Origin of the sequence: Caproicibacter fermentans (assembly GCF_014303955.1) — a bacterium.
GTDB lineage: Bacteria > Bacillota > Clostridia > Oscillospirales > Acutalibacteraceae > Caproicibacter > Caproicibacter fermentans.
Genome location: NZ_CP060286.1, coordinates 1,908,378 through 1,934,627, shown reverse-complemented (window position 1 = coordinate 1,934,627; position 26,250 = coordinate 1,908,378). Strand labels below are relative to the sequence as shown.

Here is a 26,250-nt window from a genome sequence, read left to right as displayed (position 1 = left end):
TTTTAGCAGTCTCAAATCCCGCAACTGTATTCTTTAATCAGGGCACCCAATTTACTATTTTCTTTTGAGTTCCAGAACGAATAATCCGCCAAGACATTTCCCGCGATCTGCCCGTACCGCTTGACCATGGCGTCGCAGATTTCCTTTTTTGTCCCCGGAGTGAAGGGTTTACCAGTCATTTTCAGATAGTCCGCTATAGAATGTGTAATGAAATAAATTGCTTCCGTAAAGGCGGTAGGGTCGAAAGCCACATCGGATCCAATACTCATCAGTTTCCTGAGAAAGGTCCTCAGATCGTCGTCAACATAGGGAATCTTCTCTTCGACCAGCGCTTGAATTTCCTGCAAAGTCATGTTTTGGGTACAGTTTAAAATTTCCGGGCATTTTCCATCCGCACGTTTACAGAATTCCGTAAGGGTTTCTTGCTCTTCACAGGTTGACAAAAAGTATTTGACATACTGGACTGTCATACAGTATGCAGTAAGGATCCGATTGCGGGCTTGTGCCTCCGTCACCCTGGTGATCGGGTAATCCGGCAGGATTCTTTTTAGCGACAGGATGTCCACTACGGCGCGTTTCAGATGGTAAATGGCTGGGCGCGTGTGAGAATGCACAACATGCGTAGACGACAGAAGCGCCAGCCGGTATCCCGCTCGGATCAAGCGGATCCCAAGGTCAAGATCCTCCGCATAGTCGCCCCTGTAGCTGAACTGCAGAAAAACGCTGCGGCGGATCAGGCAGGCAACGTCGTCCAACTGGCCGTTCTTCCGTAGGCTGTCGAAATTCTGTTGCTCTGGAAGGGACAGGATCCGGTCCCCGTTCAGGATTCCCATGAACTGGGCGTGGAGCCAGCCGGTTATGCGTCCCAACAGGTCGCAGTTCGGTCTGGGCAGTTCCCGGCAGGACACCGCCGTCACATTCTCCCGCAGGATGGGCCGCAGCATGTCATAGACCCAGTCCGGTCCGCCGGGCGCCGCATCCTGCGTCATAAAGAGCAGATATTCGCCTTTGGCCCGTTCGGCACCGAGATTCCGCGCATGGGAGTGGGAAAACTCGGCGTGGGGAATCCGTATGACCTTTGCGCCGAGCCGCTCCGCGAGCTCCGGCGTCCCATCCCTGCTGCCGGAGTCCACAAGCAGGATTTCCAGCCCGTCGATTCCTGTCTGCGCGCGGAGCGCCGTGATCAGCGGCAGCAGGTCTTCCCCGGCGTTGTAAGTCGGGATCACGACGGAAACGAAACCCTTCGCCCTATTCTTCAACACGTTAGCGGAAACCTGGTCCATCGCTTTACGCACGTTTGTTTCAAACACAGATTCCGAAAAAAAGCACTCGTAAGTTTCACGGGCTTTCTGACGCATCGAATCCATATGACGTCCATCTACCCGGACGGATTCGATACACGATGCCAGTTCTGCTGGGTCATTGTTGCGGTAGATCAGGCCCCCCCCGGTCTGCCCGATCAGGGAGGCGGAGCCGGTGTTCTCCGAACAGATCACGATCTTCGACAGCATCAGAGCATCCGTGACCACAACCGGCATAGGGTCATCGCGGGAGGCACAGATAAGACAATCCATCTGCTGATAGAGTTGCTGAAGGTTGTCCCGATCCAGTTCCTCAATGTATTTTGTGCTTTTAGGATATTGCTTGCAAAGCTTCCTGATTTGCTCTGCTATAGGAAAAAAATATCTTTTTCCTACAAAGACAAAAAGGCACTCTGCCACATGGTCAGGTGGCATTTTCAGAATTGCGTCTGCAAGAATGTCCTGACCTTTGCGCTCCTCCTGCATACCGACCATCGCGAATACCGTCCTGCCAGTCGTTTCCTTGGATGTCAGGATAGGCGGAGTGGCTTTAGAAACGCTGACCTCCGGCACATTGTAAAGCAGAATTTCCGTCTGATATGCCGGACGGTACTGATGAAGGACGGATGCCGCGTAAGCGCCGCCGCAATAAACCCTGACGTTTCCTGGCAGCTTCTTGGGCAGAGCCGCTTGTATCGCCGGCGGATAAGAAGCATTTGCCTCATGAATCCACCAAAGCACTGGAACGGAGGCTTCCGCCAGCATGGAGATCACCGGATGGCCGGCGATCGTGTTGACGACGACGAAGTCAAAAAGCGGTAGAACCCAGTTCTTGATATTGTGCTGATAAAGAAACGGTGCGATGACAACCGGGATTCCATCCTCGCATAGCGTCTGTCTCAGGCGCCCGTCGCGGGGGGAAACGATAGCGGGTCGATCCCCATTCTTTTTTACGCTTTTTGCATAATAGTAAAGCGCCATCGGCGCTCCCGTCAGCGTGAGCTCATGGCTTATCAGAAGAATTCTCCGTCCCTTGCCGGAAGGGTTCCGGAATTCTTCTAGCTTTTCCCGCATAAAAGTCATGCCGCCGGGTTGGGACGCCTCCAGCATCAGTCCAGCTAAGCCGACAAGTTCCGGGTCTTTCGGCACCGCACCTGCAGCCGTGAGTTTCCCCCCCGCAGCCAGATATTCCCTTGCTTTAAACCAAGCCGTACGGAAGCCAGCCGCACGCCATATCCGAAGTCCCTTGTGGATTTGTCTAATCAAATAGATTGTCTTCAGACGGTCCAGCAGGCTGCGTAGCGGCGCTGTCATGCGCCAACATTGGGAATTCACGACAGACTCATAACTTGCCTGGAATGAAGCGAGTTGTGAACTCATCTGCATTTTCTGTGCCTTTAGCAGGCTGTTTTTTTCGGATAGTTTGAGGATCATTTTCTCGCGTACTTGACATTCTTCCAGTTGGACCACAAGTTGACTGTTCAGATTGGCCTTTTCGCTTTGGGCCTCCGCCAGTTGGTCGTTCAGACTGGCCTTTTCGTTTTGTGTCTCTGTCAACCGGCTTTGAATATTAATTATCCGACTATTTAGGCTGTTTTCAGTTTTTTCCGCCTGCCGGACCTGTTCTTGCAGTGTAACCTTAGTTGTCAAAAGTTCCCTTTGCGATTCCTTCAAAAGATGCAACTCGAGTTTATCTGAAAGGGGATAAATAGAGGCTTCTATTTTTATCTGGCTGCATCCCGAGGGAATTAAAATTTCGATTTGCGGATCCGTATTTAGAAATAACAGATCCTCTTCAAAAGAGAAGCCGTTCAGAGGGACACCTAGCAATGGGCCTTTATTGCTCTCAATGTTTAGTCTCTGCAGCAGTACAGCAACTCCCTCTACCGGGTCGAAACGAATCGCTCTGCAGCTGGGGGGAAGAGAATCGATGGAAAACACGCAGTTGTTCGCGGCGTCATCCGAAGAATCCGGTTGAACATAAGCCATCTCTAAGAGGCTGTAGCCCTTCCCGGTATCAAAATATATGATAGAAGGAACCCTCTGCCCCTGAGGATCAATATTAGAAATACAGGAAATACCATGTTCGTTTGCCCACTGGATTTTTTGCAAGACAAGTACGAACTCATAAACATTGGCAAACGGCTTCTTTTCCAGAAGCTTGGCAAGATCCATTGGCAACCCATTCGTGTCGGGATTCTGCTCCGTAGTGAACATATCCGCGTAAGAGGCATCCTTTTCCACGATCTGGAATCCTGAGCTTTCTGCAAAACCGTCCAGATCCTTTTCCCCCCAGAAATGAACATGGGTGTCATCTAGGAGGCCAAGTTTGGTATAGGAAAATCGGTTTTGATACAGATTGCAGAGAATATCCGCATGAGCAATATTGGGGATAGAAATTAAAACTTTCCCGTCGTCCCTTAGCAACTGTCCCGCGCTTTTCAGAATAGTTTCCGGTTGGCGGAGATGTTCCAAAACATCCGCAAAAAGGATAGCATCAAACCGGATATTCCGAAACTGATCCATCCATTTCAACTGTTCCGCATCACCACAGAAACCATCCTCCGCATACTGAATCGCACTGTGAAACGCCTCTGGATCAATTTCGATTATAAATACATGACAGGAGAGTTGCGTCTTCATATAACGGGTCATCCGCCCTTCCGCACAGCCGAATTCCAATACTGTACTTCCGGGTTTTATTTGATGCATTAGTTTGCCGGGGACCGTATCTCCCAGTACCATAGGCATATCGTATTTGTTCATGTCATAACTCCTTAAAAGGAATGCGTCGGTTGCTCCCACCGATGTGGCAATACCAGCCTTCCCTCAGCTACATAGCCGCTGTTCACCTGAATGTTTTTCACTTTTTTCTGGTAATCGATATTTACGGTTGCCGTCTGGTCTCTCAAGGTAACATCAAAATAATATTTTCCACCCAAAACCCGTAAACCCTGTGGATATTGCAGGAAGAGACGATTTCTCCCCAGTTTCCAAGGAATTACAACGCTGTCCAAAAGCGTGTTGAGGCCGCAGATATAATCATCATCGATACTAAATAAGGCCACGCCCAAAACCGGAGCGGTCACATCCTTGTCATAAACATCGTAAGTAACACTTACCGTGACTGGCTCATCATAAGCGACTGATTCTACCGGTTGGTCTAGGAAAGTCAGAACCGCAACATCCAGAATCTTGGCAATGCTACCGTCCTTTGTTTGCGTAGGCGGAGATTTTTCGTTTTTTTCTTCCTGCTGGATCATTTTCTTTTCACGCGCTTCAGCGCAACGCAGGAAATCCTCATATTCATCAGCCACCAGATTGGTTTCCCCGGCTTCACGCAGAATTCCTCGGTCAATCCAAATGGATTTTGGGCAAAAACGCCGGACTGAACTAATATCATGCGATACAAACAGAATCGTTGTACCGCTTTTCATCATTTCCTTCATTTTGTTCATGCATTTGATCTGAAAACGAATGTCTCCCACGCTGAGAATCTCGTCGACAATCAAGACTTCTGGCTCGACGTTAATAGCTACCGCAAAAGCGAGTCTAGCAAACATTCCGCTGGAATAATTTTTGACGGGCTGATTGATAAACTCCCCGATGTCGGCAAAGCGGATAATCTCCTTCTCCCTACTCCCCAGTTCCTCTTTCGAATAACCCATCATCGTGCCATGCAGCATGATGTTCTCTAGTCCTGTATATTCCGGGTTGAATCCTGCCCCAAGTTCCAGCAGGGCCGAAACCCGACCGAGCACTTTAATATGCCCGGAAGTGGGGCTGACCACCCCTGAAAGTATTTTTAGAAGCGTTGATTTGCCGCTGCCGTTGGTTCCAATAATGCCAAGGGTTTCTCCGCGATTGACTGAAAAGGAAACGTCATTTAGCGCGAAAAACAACTTGTGATACTGCTTTCTGGATACGCTTACGGCTTCCCTGAGGCGATCGCCTTTATTATCGTAGAGTTTATATGCCTTACTTAAGTGCTCAACACAGATGATCGGCTGACAATCCATAAGAGTCCTCCCTTACAGGATATCTGCAAAATGCGGGCGCAGTTTCCGAAACAGATAGGCTCCCGCAAAAAACAGGATGATGGTTATACCCCAAAAGAACAGGTTTGTGTACCCCCTCTGCCAGAACCACATGTGATTGACAAAACTGTCTCTGTAGCCGCGGCAGATATAAAACATGGGATTTAGCTTCAGAACATTCTGCACCCACGGACTCATCTTGTCGGGAGACCAGAAAATTGGCGTAATCCAGAAACCAATCTGAATAAAAACGCTCACGATGTTCACTGTATCCTTCAAAAATGGCGCAAGCGCCGATAAGAGCCAGCAAAGGCCAATCAATAGAATACAGGTGCAAGAAAAATAGTAAATTACCTGTATGTTATAGACAGAAAAGGGGAGCCCGCACAACAGAAGCATCAAAAAGATAAACCCGATGAATGCAACGTGAACAAAGGCGGAGGAAAGAATTTTGACCAGCGGGATCATACTTACGCGAAAATTAACCTTTTTAACTAGGTAGCTGTACTCCAGCAAGCAGTTTGTTCCGGAAACTAGAGCTTCCGAAAAGAACGCCCAAGCCAAATAGGCCGGTGTAAACCATACGATGAATGGAACGTTACTTACGGGAGGATTTTTGAAACCCACCTGGAATACAAACCAGAATACCAGAAGTGTGACGAGAGGCTGAATAAACGCCCAAGTAATTCCCAGAAATGAGGCAGCAAATTTTGCTTTGAAATCATTTTTTGCCAATCCAAATAAGATTTTTCTGCTTTTTAAGATATCGGCAAAAAAGGTATATAATCCTTTCGCCATACTATAGATTCTCCTCTTTAACAAACCTTTTCACTGCGCTTTGCCATGTGGGAAGCCGTTGAAATCCGGCTTGATCCAAACTTTTTTTGCTTAATCTAGAATTTAGCGGCCGCTTCGCCTTCGTGGGATATTCCGATGTCGGGATGAATTGAACTCTTGTCGGATATCCAGCCTGCCGAAAAATTTCAGCGGCAAAATCAGCCCAACTGCAGTATCCTTCGTTGGTTGCATGATAAGTTCCATATTTTTCCGTCATAACCATATCACAAAGCAATGGCGCAAGGTCGGCCGTATAAGTTGGGGAGCCAATCTGATCACATACCACATTCACTTCGCTGCGTTCTTTCCCAAGTCGGAGCATCGTTTTTATAAAGTTATTTCCATTTTTACCAAACACCCAGGAAGTGCGGATAATAAAGTACTTTTTAAGTAGTTCCTTGACTGCAGTCTCGCCGCCTAGTTTTGTGCTTCCGTATACGCTGATTGGTCCTTTTGGATCATCAACCTCATAGGCTTCTTCTCCCGTACCCGGGAAAACATAATCCGTGCTAATATACATCATTTTTGCGCCAATCTCATTGCAAACTTTCGCGATATTGCGCGTACCTCCCACATTGACCGCTTTGCAAAGTTCGACATTATCTTCTGCTTTGTCAACAGACGTATAGGCGGAACAGTGGATCACTGTGTCCGGCATTTCTTTTTTCATAAAGACCTGTGTCTGCTCAAAATCAGTGATATCGAATTCTTGGCGACCCGTGCTCACGCATTTGATGTTTCTATTTTGCAGAATGTTTATGATGTCGTACCCTAATTGCCCACCGACACCGGTAACAAGTATTTTCATCATTATGACCATTCCTTTCCGCTGCGCTGCAAGGCATAAAAGGATAATGAAACCTATATTTCCTAACGCAGCATTCAAATATTTGTTAAAATGTACTTGAGGAAACAGGCACACTACAGAGCATGTGGAGGTGAGTGGGCACAGCCTTGTCGGCTGACCGCATTATTATGTGTGCCGGATGCTCTTTCAAGCACAAATGAATGGGGCATTGTACCCCGTAAACTTATCTTTGGAGCTACGGTGTACTCGCAGGCTTAGAGACCAGATAACCCTGTCGTTGCAAGATAAAAATTGCCTCGTCCGCAGAAACCTCACGGTGTACCGGAGGTTTGTCAGATTGATGGTATAAATCCGGGTTGTACGGTTCGTTCTTTTTAAGAATGTTGTAAATTGCGGTCAGCAGCATTCTGGCAATGGCAATAATCGCTTTCTTGTGGCCGCGGCGCTTTTTCAAAGAAAGGTAACGGTTTCGGATTTCTGGATTTTGCTTGGCACGGATGGCACACAGGGCGCATTGTACAAGCAGAGGCTTGATGTAAGCTCCGGCACGGCTGATTCTGGTGGTTTTCTTTTTCCCGGCGCTCTCGTTGTTCTGCGGCGTGAGCCCAGCCCAAGAGCACAGATGCTTCGAGGTGGGAAACACGGACATATCCACTCCGATTTCCGAAAGGATTCCGATTGCGGAAAAGGATTGGATACCCGGCACCGTTAGAACAAGGTTGATTTGCGGCAAAATTATCCGATTTTTTGACTGCCTCCGGGCGGTCTGCTTTGCTGTGCCCGTTCAAGGTTAGTGCTCAAATTACCTTGTTTCAAACTTTATACCTCCCTAAAGCCAACCGCGCTGAATCATCCGAATTGCGATTCGGAACAATGGCGACGGCGTATGCCATGCCACCAATTCAAAAGCGGAAGTCTTTCTGTCTAAATTGCGGTTCTTCCAAATCACCTTAGCGGAAGCACTGTCGCCCCGTGCGTAACTTTCCCGCGCCTGTGCCCATTGCATAACTTTTTTCAAGGCTTCTGAATCTGGAATTCTTTTGGATATCTCTTGCAATCTACGCACATAGGGAAGGATCCTTTCCTCGATATAATCTTCCTTTGATTTCACGTAGGCCAGAACACTGGTCTGATTATTCGCATGGATGCGATAATTTACCAATCGGTAAGGACTGACGGAAATCTTGCCTTGTGTGGACGCATACATGGCAAGCCAATGATCATGGACCATATCTTTGACGAAAGGCGTAGCTGCCTTTGCCGTTTCCGCACAGATTAACATGGTGCATCCAATTACAAAATTCCGGAATAGAAGGGAATCGGTCAGATTGTAACCCTCTAAAAATTTATGGCGTTTACGTAGCTTTGTAATGGAAGACGCTATTTTTTTTCCTGCACCATCAATTACAAAGACATCGGAACAAATCAATACCGCGCGATCTTTCACTAACTGCTTTTCCAAATAAGACAATTTTTTCGGAAACCAAATATCATCCTGATCGCAATATGCAATATATTGTCCCTTTGCTGCCAACGTTAGTTTTTCAAAAACCCGATTAGATCCCAAATTTTGACTGTTTCGATCAAGAAAATAAGGTATTTTTCTAACATTGCTTTTTATACTTTGCTGAATTTCTTGAAAAGAGACATCCGGTGAACAGTCATCCAAAATCCGTAGTTCCAAATTTGGGTAATCCTGTGCCTCAAGGGACTCCAGCTGCTGTGAAAACCATTCCAAATCAGGGTTATAGACAGCCATTAGGATGGATATTAACGGTTTACCGGTGTCCATACATTCTTTCATAATAGTTCTGGTATTCTCCATTTATGATGTGTTCCCACCACGTACGGTTTTCCAAATACCACTTTACGGTTAGCTTAATGCCATCCTCAAAACGGGTAGTTGGCTCCCAGCCCAGTTCGTTATGAATCTTGGTCGGGTCGATCGCGTACCGCCGATCATGCCCCGGCCGGTCGGTGACAAAACGGATAAGACTTTCCGGTTTGCCGAGCTCTTTCAGGATTGCTTTGACAACCTGCAGATTCGTGCGCTCGTTATGGCCGCCAATATTATAAATTTCGCCCTCGCGGCCCTTACGCACAATCAGGTCGATAGCAGAGCAGTGGTCTTCGACATACAGCCAATCCCGAATGTTTTCACCCTTGCCGTAAACGGGCAGCGGCTTGTCGTTCAACGCGTTCGCAATCATCAGCGGAATCAGCTTTTCAGGAAAATGATACGGCCCGTAATTGTTGGAGCAGTGCGAAATGCTGATGGGCAGATGAAATGTTCGGTGGTATGCCAGTACCAGCAGGTCGGCCGACGCCTTTGAAGCGGAATAGGGACTGGAGGTGTGCAGCGGCGTTTCCTCCGTAAAAAACAAATCGGGCCTGTCTAAAGGCAAGTCGCCGTATACCTCGTCCGTCGAAACCTGATGATATCTTTGAATTCCATATTTTCGGCATGCATCCATTAAAACGCCGGTTCCCAGAATATTGGTGTGCAAAAAAAGCCCAGGATCCTCAATGGAACGATCCACATGGCTTTCTGCGGCAAAATTGACGACAACATCCGGCTTTTCCTTTTCAAACAGTTGAAACACGGTGTCTCTATCGGAAATATCGCCTTTTACAAACGTAAAGTTTGGGTTATCCATCACATCGGCAAGCGTTTCCATGTTTCCGGCATAGGTCAAAGCGTCCAGACAGATGACTTTGTCTTTCGGATATTTGTTTAAAATATAATGCATAAAATTGCCGCCGATAAATCCAGCGCCGCCTGTTACAAGCAGTTTCATTTTTTCACCTCATAAACAAAGTCTACGTCACTCTCTGACAGCAGGGGGGCCTTTTGATCTTTTTCAGAAAGGACAGGATTTTCGATGCCCCACTTCACTCCAATTTCCGGGTCGTTCCAGCGAATATTCCGGTCGGAAGAGGGAGCGTAGAAATTATCCGCCTTATACTGGAATTCTACGTCGTCGGTCAGGGTCAGAAAAGCGTGGGCAAAGCCGCGTGGAATCAAGAACTGCCGCTTGTTTTCTGCAGAAAGTTCTACGCTTGCCCATTTTTTATAGGTGGGAGAGCCTTTTCTCAGATCAACCGCAACATCCAGAACCGCGCCGCGTGTACAGCGCACCAGCTTCGCCTGTGAGTCTTTCCCTTTTTGAAAATGGAGGCCGCGCAGGGTTCCTTTCTTCGCAGAAAGGGATTGGTTATCCTGAATGAAATCGTAAAACAGGCCGGCATCTTCCATCGTTCGTTTTGACCAAGTTTCCATAAACCAGCCGCGGCTGTCTCCGAAAACCTTAGGCTCCAGAATATAAACGTCCAAAACATTCGTTTTAATAAAGTCCATTTTGAATCTCCTAATACAGAATTCTTCCGTTTGCAACCTGCTTTAGATGCGCACCGTATGCAGATTTGCCGTACCGTTTCGCACAATCCATAAGCATTTCTTTAGAAATCCATGTATTACGATACGCAATTTCCTCCGGAGCGGAGATCACAATGCCCTCGCGCTTTTCGATGACCTTAACAAATTCAGAAGCATCGTTCAGCGATTCCACTGTACCGGTGTCCAGCCAGGCAAAGCCGCGTCCCAGCGTGGTAACATTTAGGTTCCCTTGCTCCAGATAAATACGATTTAAATCAGTAATTTCCAGCTCGCCGCGCGCGGAAGGCTTCAAAGCCTTTGCGTATTCGCAAACGCGGCTGTCATAAAAATAAAGGCCTGTGACCGCGTAATTCGATTTCGGATGGTCTGGCTTTTCCTCAATGGAAACCGCCCTGCCGTCTGAATCGAATTCCACAATTCCAAACCGTTCCGGATCGTCCACAAAATAGCCGAAGACTGTTGCACCTTCTGTTTGGAGTGCCGCGCCGCGAAGATGCTTTACAAATCCGTTGCCATAAAAGATATTATCACCAAGCACCATGGCGCAACTGTCGCCGGCAATGAACTCTTCACCCAAAATAAAAGCCTGAGCGAGGCCGTCAGGGGAAAGCTGTTCTATGTAGGAAAGGCAGATTCCAAAATCAGAACCGTCGCCTAACAGTCGTTCAAAATTTGGCAGATCCTGAGGGGGTTGAAATAATTAAAATATCCCGGATTCCCGCAAGCATCAGCGTTGACAAGGGATAATAGATCATCGGCTTATCGTAGACGGGCAAAAGTTGCTTTGATGTTACAAGAGTTAGGGGATAAAGTCTGGTGCCGCTTCCTCCGGCTAAAATGATGCCTTTCATATTTTTCACCCTTATGATCTAAAATTCTATCGTAAACTATGCTGATTTTCCTTTTGGGAAGAGTTGATTTATACATATATTATTATTTTCATTGACATAATTTTACCTTATTATCTGAAAAATAGCAAGTATATAGCCCAAAGTATGTATTCCAAATTTACACAGGTTTTCAGTCCGCTTTGTATTGTGAATTTATCTTTACTGTACGACGCTGCTCTTACTCGGATTAATTCATGAATTTTTCAATCGAACACTGCTGCGTTGACCTTCTGTCACTTTTTTCCTATTAACTCTCGGTCTTTCGACCATATTTCTTCAAATGGCAATTAAGCATGAGATTTTTTTTATTCCGGTGTTTAAAGGTTTCATCTGTGCCACTCGGCTGATACTAAAAGATAGAGTAATTTAAATTTCCGACAAATATAATTTGACAACACGAAAACCGTGGACTATACTATATATAGTACAAAATAAGCAGGAATGCAGATATATAGAGTCTGGAAGGCGGTGAGAAACATGACGTCAGCAGAAAAAAGTTCGAGTAGGCTATTTCATAAGCCAGGATATAATTTTAATAATAGAAATACCGCACTTGCGCGATTCTCAGATAAAAGAATCCCTCGTTATTTAATTAAAGACATTATAAGAAGTGGTCTGAAGAACAATCATGGCTGCGGCCTATACGACTATATATGGTGTTTGTGCCATGCACAGACTTATTATGAGGCCGGCGGGAAGATTGTTCCCATGCACGCTTACATTACGGTTTCTATGTCTGAGTTGATTGATGCATTTTGCGCAAGCGGGGTAAAATCCTGTTTGTCACATTTGCAGCAGCTAAAGCAACTGCATCTAATTGACTATCAACTGGATGCTATGCCAAAACGGGTGACTATATCTCTGATTAACCGAGAGACAGATTCTGCCAATAGCAGAGAAATGAAAATGGAGCGATCTGCGATTAAATGCTCGAAAGGATATGTTATAGTCGATAAAAATGAAATAGCAGAAGCGTTTTCTCCTGCCGATCACTACTCAGAGTGCGATATACTAATGTACCTTTGGCTGAATGCGATTTATAACGATCCAACTTATAAAGTGAGCAAGAAATCGGCTGTTGTTGTGTTACCCCAATGGGGTTCCTATTTTACAGTGCAACTAAGCAGCCGGCGTCTTTCGGGTGTCTGGCATTGCTCAAAATCGCGGGTTAATACAGTCCTGCATCGTTTGCAGGACGATGGTTTTATCACACTCTGTCATAAATACGGCAAATGTTTAGTCATTGGGCTAAATCATTACGCAGAATGGGTACTGGGAAAAGCGCAAAGCACCTTGACGGACGATAATGTCGAAGTTGACGTGCTTGGACGCGATCCTGATCCAATCGTCCGTTCCTTAAACAAAGATATCAATCGTTTGGCGGCAATTATGAAAAATGATGTTGAAAAGAAAAATTGTTTAAGGGTTAATTACTTGTCGGAACTATTCAGGGACGCGTGCGAAAGATTTCTCGAGCGTGAATACCTTGTTTATGGTGCGACCAGATTCTGGTATGTAGCAATGCGTTTAAGAAGAAAAATGTTAATATCTGTAAATTACTGTCCGCAAAATCGCATCTTGTTATTTCTGCAATCGCAGGCAATATTTCAGCTTTGGCGCAGGCTGACGAGAGGCAGTGCGTCGACTGGGAGCCATTCTTTTAATTATATATATAGTAATATATAAAGATTATTTTTGATACTTAATATCTATAAAATATCTATAAAAATTAGAAAAAGAAATACAAATATATTTTAATATTGAGTTTTGCTGCGATACACAAATTACCTGAATACTAATGACGTTCGGGATGTTTCCATCCCTCACATATTATTGGACTGGCGAGGTATCAATTGCGACCAGATTCTGTTACTCAAGCGATGTGAAAATACTCTGGCCGCGATGCTATATAAATTAAAAAACAGGGTGAGAGGTAAAAATTCAATGGACGAAGGGAAAAGACGAAATACAATTTTCCTCCAGTCCAACAACGTCGGTGCCTAAAAATAATAATTTTTTCGATGGCACCTATAAATAAAACAGGGAATGGTGACTTTCCCGTTCCCTGTTAATAAAAACCTGTTTATTCAACAGTCATTGATACCCCAATAATGAAAAAATTCGTATTATGAGCTATCGTATTTTAGAAACTGAAAGAATCGGATGCGCCGGTTGTCAATGCCCCCACTTTTGCTTGCAGTGACGCGACCTGCTGCTCCAAGACAGCTATTCTCTGGGCGAGGGAAGGCCCAGAATCGTCACAACTGCTGCCGGGCTTTGTTTCGCCGATGGTGAACCGCTTATGGACCGGTTTCAGTGGCTCCCTTTCAATCTGGTACTCAACGTAAGATGGCAGGCCGGTAATGGCCTCCAACGCTTCGACAAGTTCGTGGGAATAATGTATCTGGATATAATACAACTCACAAGGATCAACCGAATTCGAAACAAATGTAGCCTTCTTGAGGTTTTTATCAAACTTTATTAGCTTCATTTTATTGATTAGCCGTGCTCCTCTTTCGTCCACGTGCGGTTTGCAATATCCTTTGATTTGTTTGTTCATTGCTTCGAGATCCATTTTTAACCCTGCTTTCCTTTTTCAAAAAATCTCCGGCCAGCAATGATAAAAATCCACCCGGAACAGAGAAGCTTGATAAATGTCCAGTTGGACATCCAAGTGAAAAGCGAACCATGATTTTTATTTCGATCCATGTTCCGTTTCCCGGCCTTCCTTGGGATTGGTCGCTTTTTCCCAGGTCTTACCGGTCTCATACTTGAGAAATTCATAGAAGGGATTTAAATCCTCCATTTCGTCATATCTCTGTAAGCTCTCATAATACAATTGTTTGTCCTGAAAGTAAATAATCAGCGGGGGATGGTGATGCAGCAACAGAAAATAGTTGAGAAGCGATCTTCCGGCGCGTCCATTGCCGTCCGCAAATGGATGGATAAATTCGAACCTTGCGTGGAAATAAGCAGCCGCTTTTAATACTTCTTCCTCTCCTTCATAGGCGTTGACTTCCTCCAACAGCTCTTTTACGTCGCGCTCCACATTATCGGTGGCTGAGCCGACATCATGGATTCCAGTAACATAGTCGTGTTTTTTAAAGCTGCCGGGCCTTTCCCCCTTTTCAATGAAGGTATGTTCATCATAGATCCCATCCATCAAAGTTTGATGGACGTCCAAGATTAGATCAATGCTCAGCGGTTCCCTTTTTATAATCTTGCTTTTTAACAGCTCATAACATAGTTTCTGATTCTGCTGTTCCAGCAATGCTTTCGGGTCCCCAGTAAAATTGGCAACCCTTTTTCTGCCGTCAAAAATCTCTTCGGTATCATACCATGTGATTTCCGTATCTTCAATTTTCCCGGAGTTGTAGGCAAAAAGGACATGAAAGTCTTCCAGCCGCTGCTCCAACTGTTCCTCGGTAGTAATTTTAAATGCTTTCCAGAAAAGTACAGCCTGATCGTATGGATCCATTGAGATTCATCTTCCATTGCTAATTATTTGACCCATAAGTTGCGACAAGAGCTCGCTGTGAATTTACCGCGAGCTCTTTTGGCATCTTCGTAATTAATTGATCGTTGCGACTGCAAATGGAATGTTCCCGTTATCTAAATAAAAACCGCAAACGCTTCCATGCTTGCCGATTGCCCTGAATTTATAATAGTGCTTATCTCCGTTGTTTGTTTCGGAAATACTTTTAAAGCAGTTGGATCCTTCCGCTACGATCGGAAGATTGTTACATCTTACCATAATGGTATAAATTTCGTTTTGTTTTACAGTGAAATTCCCTGTTGTATCCGGAATAGCATAAAATCTTCCAAAAACAGTCATCTGATCGGGATCAATACCGTTGTAGTCTGGACTTACATTACATTGCCGTTCAAGCATGGTGCCATTTACCTTGGCGAAAACATGAAAGGTTGTGTTTGGTTTAAGAACAGTCATTTCTGCATATAATTTTTTATCTGAACTGGAATATCCATCATTTTTAATTATGGCTGCCTTTGACGAGTCATCGGTGCTCCATGCTATGCTGTATTTTGATATGTCCCCGTCAAAGAAAGTCCCGTCAACGGAAATTCGATACGTGTTTCCACGATAGAACCCGTCGTCCCCCAAATTCGGTCTACATGTGAGCCAAATTTGGCCGGTTTGTCCTGAAACCGTCATGTAATCTGAATATGCTACTGGATCAGCGTCATCAAGGACATTCAAATCTTCTTCAATTTTTTTACCGTTAACAGTGGCGTATACTGGGATCGTGACTCCACCCTTTAAAATCACGATTCTTGCCTGGAAATGATTGTAACATCCTATATAGCCATCATCTAATATATTGGCCTGAGTAGGATCGGCAACGCTCCATGTTACATTAAGGTTAGAGATATTTTGGGAGTCCCCTTCTGAAGTTTCAATGGTAAAGCGAGCATAATCTCCTTTATGGAAGCAGGATCCACCGCCCGTTATCCCAAGTATTCCTTTATATCCTGAGACAGTAGTGATATCCGGATATGCCGCAGCGGCGGATGCCGAACTTGCAAAAACGGCGCAAGAAACAATAGCAACAGCTAAAAGAGAACTGAAAATTTTTATGATCCTTTTCATGCTTGTTTTCCTTTCGCTTTATATTGTGCATATTTCACTCCGACTGATTTATGAGCCTTTGGTGAAAAAGATATACATTTCAGCGGACAGCTCCCATTGGAAGGGGATTGCATCCAATTTCGGAATTTTCCTCTCCCAATCCATAAGTCGGAGTTGTCCTTACTCTATTAATATCTTTTCACAAGCTAAATAAGGCAGATGGCGGGGGACATAGTAACAATGGATCCGCCGTCTGCCGCAAGGCAACAAGAAGGGGTGTTGCAAAATGAAAATTTTGCAACACCCCCTTTATGTTGAAAAGTGATCTAAATACGAGGCTTTTGTTGAAAACTTTGCGAGACAAATCGTCGAAATAGGAATAGCAATGCTAAGCTCCGCCGTAAAGCAAAGCTGAAAAATCAATCATTTTCTGTTTTTCTGGAATCTACTCTTTTTGAAGGCAAAACAAATGTGTTTTTAGCCTTCCTGTGTTGCATTTCGCACAGAGCTTGTTCAAGTTGTAGCCCATGCACAAAAGGTAAAGCTCCGTTGAAATGTTTGCCCGGCCCCGGGTAAGAAAGCGCTTGAATTTGCGGTTGCTTTTCAGAACGCCGAAGGCCCCTTCCACCTGGATAGAGCGGTTCATCCGAAGCGTAATTCCACGTTCGGTTTTAATGTTTTTCCGGGAATCGTCACTCAGGCGAACCAAATCCGTTTTCACTCTCAGTTCTTTCGGCGTGCCGCTTTTTGCCTTGCAGCAAGCTTCACGGCACGGGCAGCCGACGCAGCTATCGCACCGGTAATACGCCGTCGTTGGGAAATATCCCTGCCGATTCCGCTGCGTACTTTCGTGATGGAAAAGAAGCTTTCTGCCGGCCGCGCAGACATAGCAGTCTTGCTGTTCGTCATATTGCATATTCTCCCGGCGGCCGATCTGCTGCCTGAACTTTTTGTTTTTTTGTGCTTCGTAGTTGATGGGTTTGATGAAGCTGGTCTGCCCGTTTCCCTCCAGATACAGGTAGTTGTCCAGACTTTCATAGCCCGCGTCCGCCACAATATCCCGGTAGCGTTCCCCATGCTGCTGTTCGAGTCTGCGCAAAAAGGGTCGCAGCGTCCCGCTGTCCGTCCGGTTCGAAAAAGCCGCGGCGCCTGTGATGTACTCGCTGTTCACGGCAATCTGCACATTGTAGCCCGGTTTGAGCTGCCCGTTGCGCATATGGTCTTCCTTCATATGCATAAAGGTGGCATCCGGATCTGTTTTGGCATAACTGTTACGACTGTTTCCCATTAAAAACAGCTTCTTCTCATAGCCCTCCCACTTTTCCAGCAATGTAAAAATCTTCTCATACGCCCGCTGCCGGGGCGGCTTGCGGCGACCGGCTCCATGTACAAAATGAATTCCGTTTTTCTCACAGGCCGCCTTTTCCGATTTTACCAATTCACGGAACTTTTTCAGGGTCACATTGCCGGAAATTCCACGGCTTTCAAATTCCTCACGCACGGCATCCTTCACTTTGGCCAAATATTTCTCCGTCGTCTTGCGCCAGACAAACGTGTAGCGGTTCGCCCGGCTCTCCAGCTTGGTGCCGTCGATGAATACCTCGTCGTGCTCCGTCTCGCCCATCTGTTCCAGGCGCCGGACAAATTGGTAAAACAAATCTTCCACCGCTTCTTTGGTGCGTCCGGTGCGAAACCTCGCAAACGTGCTGTAGTCCGGCACCGGTTCTCCATTGAGCAGCCACATGAAGCCCACGCGTTTCCGGCAGGCCTCCTCCAGCTTTCGCGTCGAGTAGATGCCGCACATGTAACCGTACACCAATACCTCAAAGATGATCCGGGGTTCAGCCGCCGATTTCCTTCCCTGTGAAGAATAGGCGCGATACAGTTCCCTGTAATCCAGTTCCTCAAGCTGCGCGCTGGCAAGCCGTACCGGATCATCCTGCGGTATTGTTATTTCCATATCCATTGGGAGCGTCAACTGTTGATTTTTTCGCTCAAATCTGTTATGCTCTAAGAGCTTTTTATTTTCTTTCACAACTAAATTTTAAAGCAAAAAGCCGGAGCTGCCAATACCTTTTCGTATGGTTGCTCCGACTTTTTTTTCGTGCCGTTTTGCAACGGCCCCTTCAAAAAAGCTTTAGCGGTGAGTAAAAATGCAAGCTAAACTTTACCCACAATCCTTCCGTTTCGGTGTCAAAGCAAAATAGGCAGCTTCCATGAAACGAGAAGGGCTTTGGCAGGGAGGGGCGCAGCCCCCTACCGTATCGGTCCCCTTCCGCACCAAATGTGCTTTCGATTTTCGTTTTGTCTTGTTTGCGGGAGGGGGTGAGAAGTTTCGTTGCAAGCGTAAGAAAACTCCGAGCGCCTTGAGGCGCTGCCAGTAAAACAGGGCTTTGCCCGCATAGGAAGAACCCCCGGCTGTGCCGGGGGTGACTATTGCTTTTGAATTTAGTTGCGAAAACAAAACAAAAAGCTTATGAAATGCGCCTGTCATTGACTTGTTCCTGTCGCTCTGCAATTTGCTGGGTACTAAAATACCATTCTCCCGCATACCTATTAGCAATCGGATTCGTTTGGAGGGTGGAGCAGTGAAAGGTATTGTGGAGGAACGTGCCGTGGAGCTCGGCGAATATATCATCCGGAACAGGGCCACTGTGCGCAGTACAGCGAAAAAATTCGGCGTAAGCAAAAGCACTGTACATAAAGATGTGGCGCAGCGCCTGAAAACAATCGATCCGCAGCTGTATAAAAAAGTGAAGATCATTCTGGAGTTCAACAAATCTCAGCGCCATATCCGCGGAGGAATTGCCACGCGTCTGAAATATAAAAAATCCATTTGACCGGTGGAAAGCCGAAGAATTCAACTTATGGGAATTTTGGTCAATAAAGCTCCTTTTCTGCCAGAAACGTTTTGCGGCGGCCTGTCCGCGGCGATCTTAGATGCGGTGGGGGAGCTTTTTTTATGGGTTTCGTTCGAACATGCCTCGCTAAACCGGACTGTTTTCGTTAAACATCCGGCCTGCTTGGCAGAACGGCATCCATGCGAAAGCGAGGTTACGGTGAAGCGGTTTTTGACCGTTTCCGGCAACCGCCGATGCCAACGGTGACCGAGACAGTGAAAATAAGGCCGGCCCGAATTCCGGGCCGGCCTTGCTGCTGTCTCCGCTTTTAAAGGGAATCGCTCTCCAGTACCGTGACGCCCCGGGCCTCCACCGGGGTGGAAAAAACGATCTGCGTTTCCGTCGGCCCGTATTTTTGCAGCTGGCCGATGAACTCATCCAGCTCCATGGTGCTGTGATAAATCACTTTGATCAGCATGGAGTAATTGCCGGTGACACAGTTGCACTCCACCACGTTGGGGCAGGAACGGATAAACGGATAAAATTCCGGTTTTTGGTTCGGCGACATCTGCAGGTTGATAAACGCTTTGATATGATATCCGAGTTTATACTGGTTTACCGACGCATGATAGCCGCTGATCAGACCCTGTTTCTCAAGCTTTTCAATACGGGCCGAGATTGCGGGGGATGATAAAAAAACTTTTTTCGTCAGCGTTTTAATTGGAATCCGCGCGTTTTCCTGCAGTGCGGAAATCAATGTGGCGTCTATTTTATCCATAATTCATCACCTCATAAAGATTTACTTTTTTAATGGCTTATGGCGGTAATATTTAAATAAAAAAGGAGCCAGCCAGAAATTAAGCCTGACATGCCCCTTTGCATTTTATTTTATTATAAATCGTTTTCACATCTTTGCAAGATAAAAATGTAAAAAGATTCACTTTTTGTTGTGCTTTCAATTCGTTATCTTTCTTTTGCCTCGGTTTGCAAAAATAAAGAATGCAAAGGTGATAAGCCGCCTATACCGACGGTTTGCCCCTTTGCATTTAATTTTATTATAAACACTTTCAATTATTTTTCAATACGAAAAAGAAATAATCAGAGGAAAAATTTTAAGAGGCGGCACTTCGAGATTGGAGAACAAGGGGCAAAAATTTAATAGATACGGTCTATCCTTAAAAGTATTCTACTTACTTGATTCAGAAGTTATGACTTTTCCTCAGGAGAAGAGCCGCCCTCCGTTCATAAAGAAGGACGGGAGCAGAATGAAAATGATCCGAAGCCTAAAAAAGTAAAGTTAAAAAACGGCTGACTTACTTACTTAAAGCTAAAACACATAAAAATAAAAATATCACGGAATGGCGAAAAAACTGTTTACGGGACTCCGGGAACGTGTTAAAGTACTTCCGTTCAGAGAAAAGAGATATGGCTGTTTATTCCGGAAATGGGGCGGCATTCACATGAAAACGAGAACGGAAACGGATTCCATCGGGAGCCTGCATGTCCCCGCGGGAGCATATTACGGTGTTCAGTCGCTGCGGGCCAGAAGTAATTTCCACATCACGGGCAGACGCATGGACGCCGATTTTATTGTGTCGCTGGCGCAGATCAAAAAGGCCGCGGCGATTACAAACCGCAACGCGGGGGACCTGAAAGCATCGGTCGCAAATGCGGTGATTGCGGCCTGTGACGAGATCATATCGGGCCGTCTGCACAACCAGTTTATTGTAGACCCGATTCAGGGCGGCGCCGGAACAAGCGCCAATATGAATGCGAACGAAGTGATTGCCAACCGGGCGATCGAGCTTCTTGGGGGAGAAAAAGGGGACTATTCCGTTGTTCACCCCAACGACCATGTCAATATGTCGCAGTCCACAAACGATGTTTTTCCCACGGCCGGAAAGCTGACCATGCTGAAACTGATTCCGGAGGCCGTGCGCCAGCTGGAGCGCCTTGCCGGCGCGCTTGAGAAAAAGGCCGTGGAATTCGACGATGTGATTAAGATGGGGCGCACCCAGCTTCAGGACGCCGTTCCAATCCGCCTGGGGCAGGAATTCGGCGCGTGGGCCGCTGCGGCCAGACGGGATATCGTCCGGCTGCAAAGGGTGCAGGATGAGATGCGCGTCGTCAATATGGGCGCTACCGCAATCGGGACTTCGGTCAACGCGGTGCCCGCTTATCTGTACAACATCACGGCGAATCTTCAAAAAGTCTGCGGATGCAAGCTGGTTCAGGCGGAAGACCTGATCGACGGGACGCAGAATCTGGACGGATTCGTGGCGGTATCCGGAGCAATGAAGACCTGCGCGGTCAATCTTTCCAAAATGGCGAACGATTTCAGACTGCTTTCCAGCGGGCCGAGGACCGGCATCATGGAGATTGCTCTGCCCGCGAAACAGAACGGGTCCTCCATTATGCCGGGAAAGATCAATCCTGTGATTCCGGAGGTGGTATCGCAGGTGGCGTTTCATATCATCGGCAACGACTGCACCGTGACTCTTGCGGCGGAAGCCGGCCAGCTGGAGCTGAACGCGTTTGAGCCGGTTCTGTTCTATCACCTGATTGAGTCCGCCAGAGGTCTTACCGGAGCGGTCAGGACTTTGGTTGACAACTGTGTGACCGGGATTACGGCAAACCGCGAGGTCTGCCGCAGACACCTTGAGGAAAGCGTCGGCGTCATTACCGCGCTTTGCCCTTATATCGGGTATGCCAAGTCGGCGGAGCTTGCAAAAGAGTCGCTGAAAACGGGCGTCCCGATTCTGGAACTGGTGGAAAGCCGCAAGATCCTGAGCGGCGACAGACTGAAAGCGATTTTCGACCCCGCTGCGATGACGGGGGACCCTCACAGGAGGAACGTCGGACGGATTTCCGTTTAAGGAGGCAGCTATGAACTATCTTGGAAACGAACTTGTTTATTTGGAAGAGGACCGGGTCAACCACTGGCCGGACCGCCGGGACCGCGCGGTAAGACGCCCGAGAAACCCGGATGAAAAGGTCTGCAGGCCGGATCGGTTTGTTCCGGAGCACGCTGACGAATTTGACGGCAGGGGAAACCTTTGATTACTGCGGCTTATTTGTCTATTAACAAGCTGACGGCGCGGAATTTTCCGCGCCGTTTTTTTTCATTAAATTAAAAATGATCGGGGGTGATAGAATCGGCCCGGAATTGTGATATAATAAGAAAAAAAGAAAAGACGCGTCTGCGGATGGGGGTGGTTTTACGCGTCTGTTTATTGCCGTTTCGCTGTCCCCTGAAATCAGGGATACGCTGGAGAAAGTAATGCGGAGGCTGAGGCTCTGCTGTGAAAGCGGAAGATTTGTGCAGGCCGAAAACCTGCATCTGACCATTGCCTTTCTGGGGGAGATTCCTCCTGAAAAGCTCGGCGAGGTCAGGGGGGCGATGGATTCCGTCGGCGCGGCGCCGTTTTTTCTGCATGTGGGCGGATTCGGCTACTTTCGCAGAGAGGACGGAAATATTTTCTGGGCCGGCGTGGAACGGTCGGAGCATCTGACGGGCCTTTACCGTCAGTTATACGAACAGCTGCAGAACCGTGGGTTTCGTCTGGAAAAACGTGCTTTTCGCCCGCATCTGACGCTTGCGCGCCAGGCTGTTTTAAAAAAGGATTACGACCACGGGGCCTTTGTGGTACCAGCGAAAAAAATGCGGGTGGAAAAAATAACGCTGTATCAGTCGGAACGCCCGGGGGGAATACTGAAATATACTCCGGTCTATGAAAAAACACTGCGAGAGGAGGCGATGATATGAAAGCGCTGATTACCGGCGCAAGCTCCGGCATCGGCAGGGATTTTGCGCGCGAGCTCAGCAAACGGGGATACGACCTCGTCCTCGCGGCCCGGCGGGTCCCCCGGATGGAAGAGCTCGCGCGGCAGCTGCAGACGCATGTCAGCGTGGTGGGGGCGGACCTCTCCCTCAAAGACCAGTGTTACGACCTTTACCGTCAGGTGCGCGGGGAAGAAATCGATGTTCTGATCAACTGCGCGGGCTTCGGTGTGTTCGGCCCGTTTGATGAGACCGATCTTGAACGCGAACTGAATCTGATCAACGTCAATATCCGGGCCGTCCATATCCTGACAAAGCTCTTCTACCGCGATTTTAAGCAGCGTGATTCGGGCCATATTCTGAATGTGTCGTCCTCCGCCGCGTTTCAGCCGGGTCCGCTGCTTTCCAGCTATTATGCCTCCAAGGCCTATGTCCTGCGTCTGACGCAGGCCCTTGCGGAGGAACTGCGGCGCGACGGCAGCCGGGTTTACATTGGCGCGCTCTGCCCCGGACCCGTGCATACGGAATTCGATTCCGTCGCGGACGTCCGTTTCAGCGTCAAGGGGCTCTCCAGCGAATACGTCGCGCGTTATGCGGTCCAAAAAATGTTCGCGCGCAAAACCTTGATCGTTCCCGGTTTTTCCATGAAAGCAGCCCTGTTCGGGGAGCGCTTTCTGCCGGAATCGGCCGTGGTGCGCATTGCCTACCATATGCAGAAACGAAAGACAAGGCCGGGGCCGTAACCGCGGCAAAATAAAACTTGACAAACAATTCCTACAACTGTAGTATAAGATATATCTTACAGTTGTAGGAGTTGCTTTTATTATGCGTAAAATTGCAAAGCTGCCCGGGGCAGAGCTGAAAGTGATGCAGGCTGTCTGGAGCTGCGCAGAATACCCGGTCACCACCGCGCGTGTCCGCGAAATTCTTGGGCGTGAAAAACCCTGGAGCGTTTCGGCGCTTCAGACGCTTCTGAACCGGCTGATTGCGCGCGGCTTTCTCAGCAGCGGAAGGCAGGGCAGGAACCGATGCTACACGCCCCTGATCGGCGAGAAAGAATATCTTGCGGATGAGAACAGGAGCATACTTGAAAAGCTGAACGGCAATTCCGTCACCCGGCTGGTCGCGTCGCTGTATGACAGCCATTCCATCACGCCCGAAGACCTTGAGGAGCTGCGCGCCTTTTTGGACGAAAGGACGGGGAGAACATGAATCTGCTGATTCGTTTCGCGGAGAATACCGCAGAAATTTCCGCGGGGGCTTCCGCGTTGATATTGCTCCTGTTTTCCGCGGGAAAACTGACCCGAAAGGTTTACGCCGCGCAATGGAGGAGTTGGGTCTGGCTGGCGCTTGCGGTGCGCCTGCTGATTCCGATCCATTTCGAACTGCCGCGGACGGCCGTCGCGCTTCCGGCGCCTTCGCCGGAACAGGGCGTCACGGTTGTTGTTCCCGGAACCCGGGGCACCGGCTCTTTTTCCATCCCGGATACGGTTTCCGGACAGGAGCGGAACGCGTATGAAAAGAAAGCGGAACTGATCCGAGAGGATGCGGAAAAGCGCACGGTTCCCTTGAACACGCTTCTGGCGGTGACGTGGGCGGCCGGGGCGGCGGGATGCCTGCTGTGGACATTGGGTTCCAGCCTGCTGTTTCGGCGGCGGCTTCTGCGCTGGAGCTCGGAGGAAACGGATGACGGGGTTCTCCGTTTGTTCCGGGAAGAACGCGCGGCGGCCGGGGGAGGCGGCCGGGTTCGCCTGATGCGCGGCAAAAAGGATGCGGGACCGATGCTAATCGGATTGCTTTGCCCGGTATTGCTTTTGCCGCCCGGTTTGTTTGAGGACGGGGAGCTGCGGGTGATTTTTCGGCACGAGCTGACGCATTTCCGGCGGCGCGATTTATGGTATCGCCTGCTTTTGGCCGCCGCCTGCGCCGTCCACTGGTTCAACCCGCTTGTCTGGCTGATGGCGCGGGCGGCGAACCGAGACCTGGAGCTTTCCTGCGACGAGGCGGCGCTTAAAAACGCCGACCCGGCGTTCCGGGCGGAATACGGACGCGCGATCCTTTCGGTCGCGCAGAAGGCGACTCAGCGACGCGCCCCTCTCTCCACAGGGTTCGGCGGCGGAAAAAAGGAACTGAAGCGCCGCCTCGAGACAATTTTGAATACAAAGAAAAGACGCCGCGGCGCGGCGGCGCTGTGCGTCGCCCTGGTTCTGACGATTTCCTGCGGGGCGTTTGTCACCTATGGCGGAACTTCCCCGGATGGGCGGAAAAACCGGGAAAAACAAGATGTTCTGGCGCAAAGGCTGCTTTCAGTCCGCACGGAATCTATCGGGGACAACAGCGCGGTCGGAAGAGTGCTGGGAGCTCTGTCGCTGCCCGACGGCATGGTACAGGGGGGAATGGCGCTTCAGACAAACAGCGAACCATATTCGCTGACGGTCCGCTATACCGCGCAAAGCGATGAACTTCTCACTCAAACGGATCTTTCCTGGGCGTACCGGAACGCGACGCTGATACTCAGTCTGATCCAGAATGCCGGCCGCGTCGTGTTTTACGTCGATGCGCCGGACTGCGCCATGACTTTCGTTTACACGCGGGAGCAGTCGATGAAGCAGGAACAGACCGATGTGAGAACGCTATCACAGGGCGCGAGCGAAATGGAAAAATTTCTGGCAGATTTAAACAGCCGCACCGCGGAGGATTACCAGATGACCCATTCTACCGAAGCGAAAGAGAGGGAAGATCTGCTGACCGTCGGTCAGGCAGAAACAGCGGTGGAACAGCATGCGCCGATCATTCTCCCCGAAAAGCTCGTTTCCCGGGGAAGACTGGTTCTCGCCGGCGCGGATTGCTACGGCTTTACCTCAGTACTGGAAGGGAAAAGCCCGCAGCCGGAGCAGTGGTACGCGATTTCCAGAGACGGGAGCGCCTTTTTTGTGATTTCGGATTCCTGCCCTGTGGTGCGGAATCTGGAATCGACGGAAACAGCCGTAAAAAGCGGCGGCTCGGAAGCGAGCCTGACGGCGCTTCGGGAGCAAATCACACAGGCGCAGGAAACTTTAAAGCAGGCGCAGGCGGAGCTCGAGAACCGGCGGAAAAGCGGAACCGCGGATTATTCCGAACAGCAGCAAAAAGTCCGTGAAGCCGAAGAAGCTCTGGCGAAGGCGAAAGAGGAGTTTCAAAACCGTCATACGGCGCTGCCGCCCTATGAGCACCGTACGGACGACGCGGTGGAAAGCGCCGTTTATGAGGCGCTGGGGCAGTTTTACTCGGAGCCTTATACCGACGGCAACGTGGTGATCAACGCTCCGGTAATTTACGGCAGCTTTGAAGAAGACGGCGTGCTGCGGGTCTTTGCGACGGTAGACGAAGCGGAATACGAGCTGGACGGGGAAGTCCTGAATTCGGTCGGCGGAAGCAGGATTCCGATGGAGCTCCGCTTTTCGAAGGACGGAAATCCGTGGAAGCTGATCGGCCGCACGACGGCGAAAGACGGCTCCTATTTTGGGGACTCCATCCAGGACTTCTGCGCGCCGCACGGCGACGTTGCGAAAAAGATGCTTGCGGATTACGGCAAATCCGGTAACTTTCTGTCCGGAATGAAGAAAAATATTCAGGAATACGTCTCTCAGACCGGAATCGGTGCGAAAAGCTTTCATTCCGGCGGGAAAGACTATTTAATCGTCTGAGCAGGACACGGCGATGCTGATCGGCTCTGCTACGGCGGGATATCCGAAATAGCGGCGCTGCTCATCCGACAGATTCGATCCGGCT

Annotated in this window: 20 protein-coding genes and 2 pseudogenes; 8 read left to right on the top strand and 14 right to left on the bottom strand. The window is 48.4% G+C overall.

Going from position 1 to position 26,250, the window contains the following annotated elements; all coding sequences use genetic code 11:
• Window positions 1-11: 11 nt before the first annotated feature.
• The 9 genes and pseudogenes from HCR03_RS09550 to rfbA form a co-directional block, all read right to left on the bottom strand.
• The gene (locus tag HCR03_RS09550) at window positions 12-3,956 is read right to left on the bottom strand and encodes a glycosyltransferase (protein ID WP_267459240.1); all 3,945 of its coding nucleotides are present in this window, start codon (window positions 3,954-3,956) and stop codon (window positions 12-14) included.
• Between the two features lie 122 nt (window positions 3,957-4,078).
• A complete protein-coding gene (locus tag HCR03_RS09545) occupies window positions 4,079-5,320 on the bottom strand; it encodes an ABC transporter ATP-binding protein (RefSeq protein WP_187037877.1) in 1,242 nt (413 codons plus the stop codon).
• Between the two features lie 12 nt (window positions 5,321-5,332).
• Window positions 5,333-6,136 carry an ABC transporter permease gene (locus HCR03_RS09540; protein WP_187037875.1) on the bottom strand — a complete coding sequence of 268 codons (804 nt, stop codon included), beginning with the start codon at window positions 6,134-6,136 and terminating at the stop codon, window positions 5,333-5,335.
• Between the two features lies 1 nt (window position 6,137).
• On the bottom strand, window positions 6,138-6,983 hold the full coding sequence (gene rfbD, locus HCR03_RS09535; protein ID WP_187038080.1) for a dTDP-4-dehydrorhamnose reductase: 846 nt from the start codon (window positions 6,981-6,983) through the stop codon (window positions 6,138-6,140).
• A 235-nt stretch (window positions 6,984-7,218) separates the two neighbouring features.
• Window positions 7,219-7,716 (bottom strand): annotated as a pseudogene (locus HCR03_RS09530) (transposase); the annotation flags it as partial.
• 96 nt (window positions 7,717-7,812) lie between these two features.
• Window positions 7,813-8,787, bottom strand: a complete 975-nt coding sequence (locus tag HCR03_RS09525; protein ID WP_187037873.1) for a glycosyltransferase — start codon at window positions 8,785-8,787, stop codon at window positions 7,813-7,815.
• Window positions 8,762-9,781: a dTDP-glucose 4,6-dehydratase gene (gene rfbB / locus HCR03_RS09520; protein ID WP_187037871.1), complete on the bottom strand. Its 1,020-nt coding sequence runs from the start codon at window positions 9,779-9,781 to the stop codon at window positions 8,762-8,764. Before rfbB ends, HCR03_RS09525 begins: the two co-directional genes overlap by 26 nt.
• Complete coding sequence (gene rfbC, locus HCR03_RS09515) at window positions 9,778-10,341, bottom strand: dTDP-4-dehydrorhamnose 3,5-epimerase (protein ID WP_187037869.1); 564 nt, start codon at window positions 10,339-10,341, stop codon at window positions 9,778-9,780. The genes rfbB and rfbC overlap by 4 nt, the downstream gene beginning before the upstream one ends.
• Window positions 10,342-10,351: 10 nt before the next feature.
• Window positions 10,352-11,231: pseudogene (gene rfbA, locus HCR03_RS09510) on the bottom strand (glucose-1-phosphate thymidylyltransferase RfbA).
• 516 nt (window positions 11,232-11,747) lie between these two features.
• Here rfbA and HCR03_RS09505 point away from each other — a divergent pair.
• Window positions 11,748-12,956: a hypothetical protein gene (locus tag HCR03_RS09505; RefSeq protein WP_187037867.1), complete on the top strand. Its 1,209-nt coding sequence runs from the start codon at window positions 11,748-11,750 to the stop codon at window positions 12,954-12,956.
• Between the two features lie 457 nt (window positions 12,957-13,413).
• Here the strand turns inward: HCR03_RS09505 and HCR03_RS09500 are convergent, their stop codons facing one another.
• From HCR03_RS09500 to HCR03_RS09485, 4 genes are all read right to left on the bottom strand, one after another.
• Complete coding sequence (locus tag HCR03_RS09500) at window positions 13,414-13,845, bottom strand: hypothetical protein (RefSeq protein ID WP_066648578.1); 432 nt, start codon at window positions 13,843-13,845, stop codon at window positions 13,414-13,416.
• Window positions 13,846-13,965: 120 nt separating this feature from the next.
• Entirely contained in the window at window positions 13,966-14,748 is a 783-nt protein-coding gene (locus HCR03_RS09495; protein WP_187037865.1) for a Fic family protein, read from the bottom strand.
• A gap of 93 nt (window positions 14,749-14,841) precedes the next feature.
• Complete coding sequence (locus HCR03_RS09490; RefSeq protein WP_187037863.1) at window positions 14,842-15,879, bottom strand: hypothetical protein; 1,038 nt, start codon at window positions 15,877-15,879, stop codon at window positions 14,842-14,844.
• A 424-nt stretch (window positions 15,880-16,303) separates the two neighbouring features.
• Window positions 16,304-17,824, bottom strand: a complete 1,521-nt coding sequence (locus tag HCR03_RS09485) for an IS1182 family transposase (protein ID WP_187037862.1) — start codon at window positions 17,822-17,824, stop codon at window positions 16,304-16,306.
• Between the two features lie 622 nt (window positions 17,825-18,446).
• Between HCR03_RS09485 and spoIIID the strand changes: the two genes are divergently transcribed.
• Entirely contained in the window at window positions 18,447-18,698 is a 252-nt protein-coding gene (gene spoIIID / locus HCR03_RS09480) for a sporulation transcriptional regulator SpoIIID (RefSeq protein WP_066642663.1), read from the top strand.
• 328 nt (window positions 18,699-19,026) lie between these two features.
• Here the strand turns inward: spoIIID and HCR03_RS09475 are convergent, their stop codons facing one another.
• A complete protein-coding gene (locus tag HCR03_RS09475) occupies window positions 19,027-19,476 on the bottom strand; it encodes an Lrp/AsnC family transcriptional regulator (RefSeq protein WP_066642669.1) in 450 nt (149 codons plus the stop codon).
• A gap of 682 nt (window positions 19,477-20,158) precedes the next feature.
• Between HCR03_RS09475 and HCR03_RS09470 the strand changes: the two genes are divergently transcribed.
• The 6 genes from HCR03_RS09470 to HCR03_RS09445 all read left to right on the top strand — a co-directional run bounded on the left by HCR03_RS09470 (window position 20,159) and on the right by HCR03_RS09445 (window position 26,165).
• Window positions 20,159-21,574 carry an aspartate ammonia-lyase gene (locus tag HCR03_RS09470; RefSeq protein ID WP_187037860.1) on the top strand — a complete coding sequence of 472 codons (1,416 nt, stop codon included), beginning with the start codon at window positions 20,159-20,161 and terminating at the stop codon, window positions 21,572-21,574.
• Between the two features lie 10 nt (window positions 21,575-21,584).
• On the top strand, window positions 21,585-21,758 hold the full coding sequence (locus tag HCR03_RS09465; RefSeq protein WP_175391617.1) for a hypothetical protein: 174 nt from the start codon (window positions 21,585-21,587) through the stop codon (window positions 21,756-21,758).
• A 220-nt stretch (window positions 21,759-21,978) separates the two neighbouring features.
• Entirely contained in the window at window positions 21,979-22,464 is a 486-nt protein-coding gene (gene thpR / locus HCR03_RS09460; protein WP_267459230.1) for an RNA 2',3'-cyclic phosphodiesterase, read from the top strand.
• Window positions 22,461-23,222, top strand: a complete 762-nt coding sequence (locus tag HCR03_RS09455; RefSeq protein ID WP_066642684.1) for an SDR family NAD(P)-dependent oxidoreductase — start codon at window positions 22,461-22,463, stop codon at window positions 23,220-23,222. The genes thpR and HCR03_RS09455 overlap by 4 nt, the downstream gene beginning before the upstream one ends.
• 82 nt (window positions 23,223-23,304) lie before the next feature.
• A complete protein-coding gene (locus HCR03_RS09450; RefSeq protein WP_066642686.1) occupies window positions 23,305-23,691 on the top strand; it encodes a BlaI/MecI/CopY family transcriptional regulator in 387 nt (128 codons plus the stop codon).
• On the top strand, window positions 23,688-26,165 hold the full coding sequence (locus tag HCR03_RS09445; RefSeq protein ID WP_187037858.1) for a M56 family metallopeptidase: 2,478 nt from the start codon (window positions 23,688-23,690) through the stop codon (window positions 26,163-26,165). Before HCR03_RS09450 ends, HCR03_RS09445 begins: the two co-directional genes overlap by 4 nt.
• Window positions 26,166-26,250: the final 85 nt, after the last annotated feature.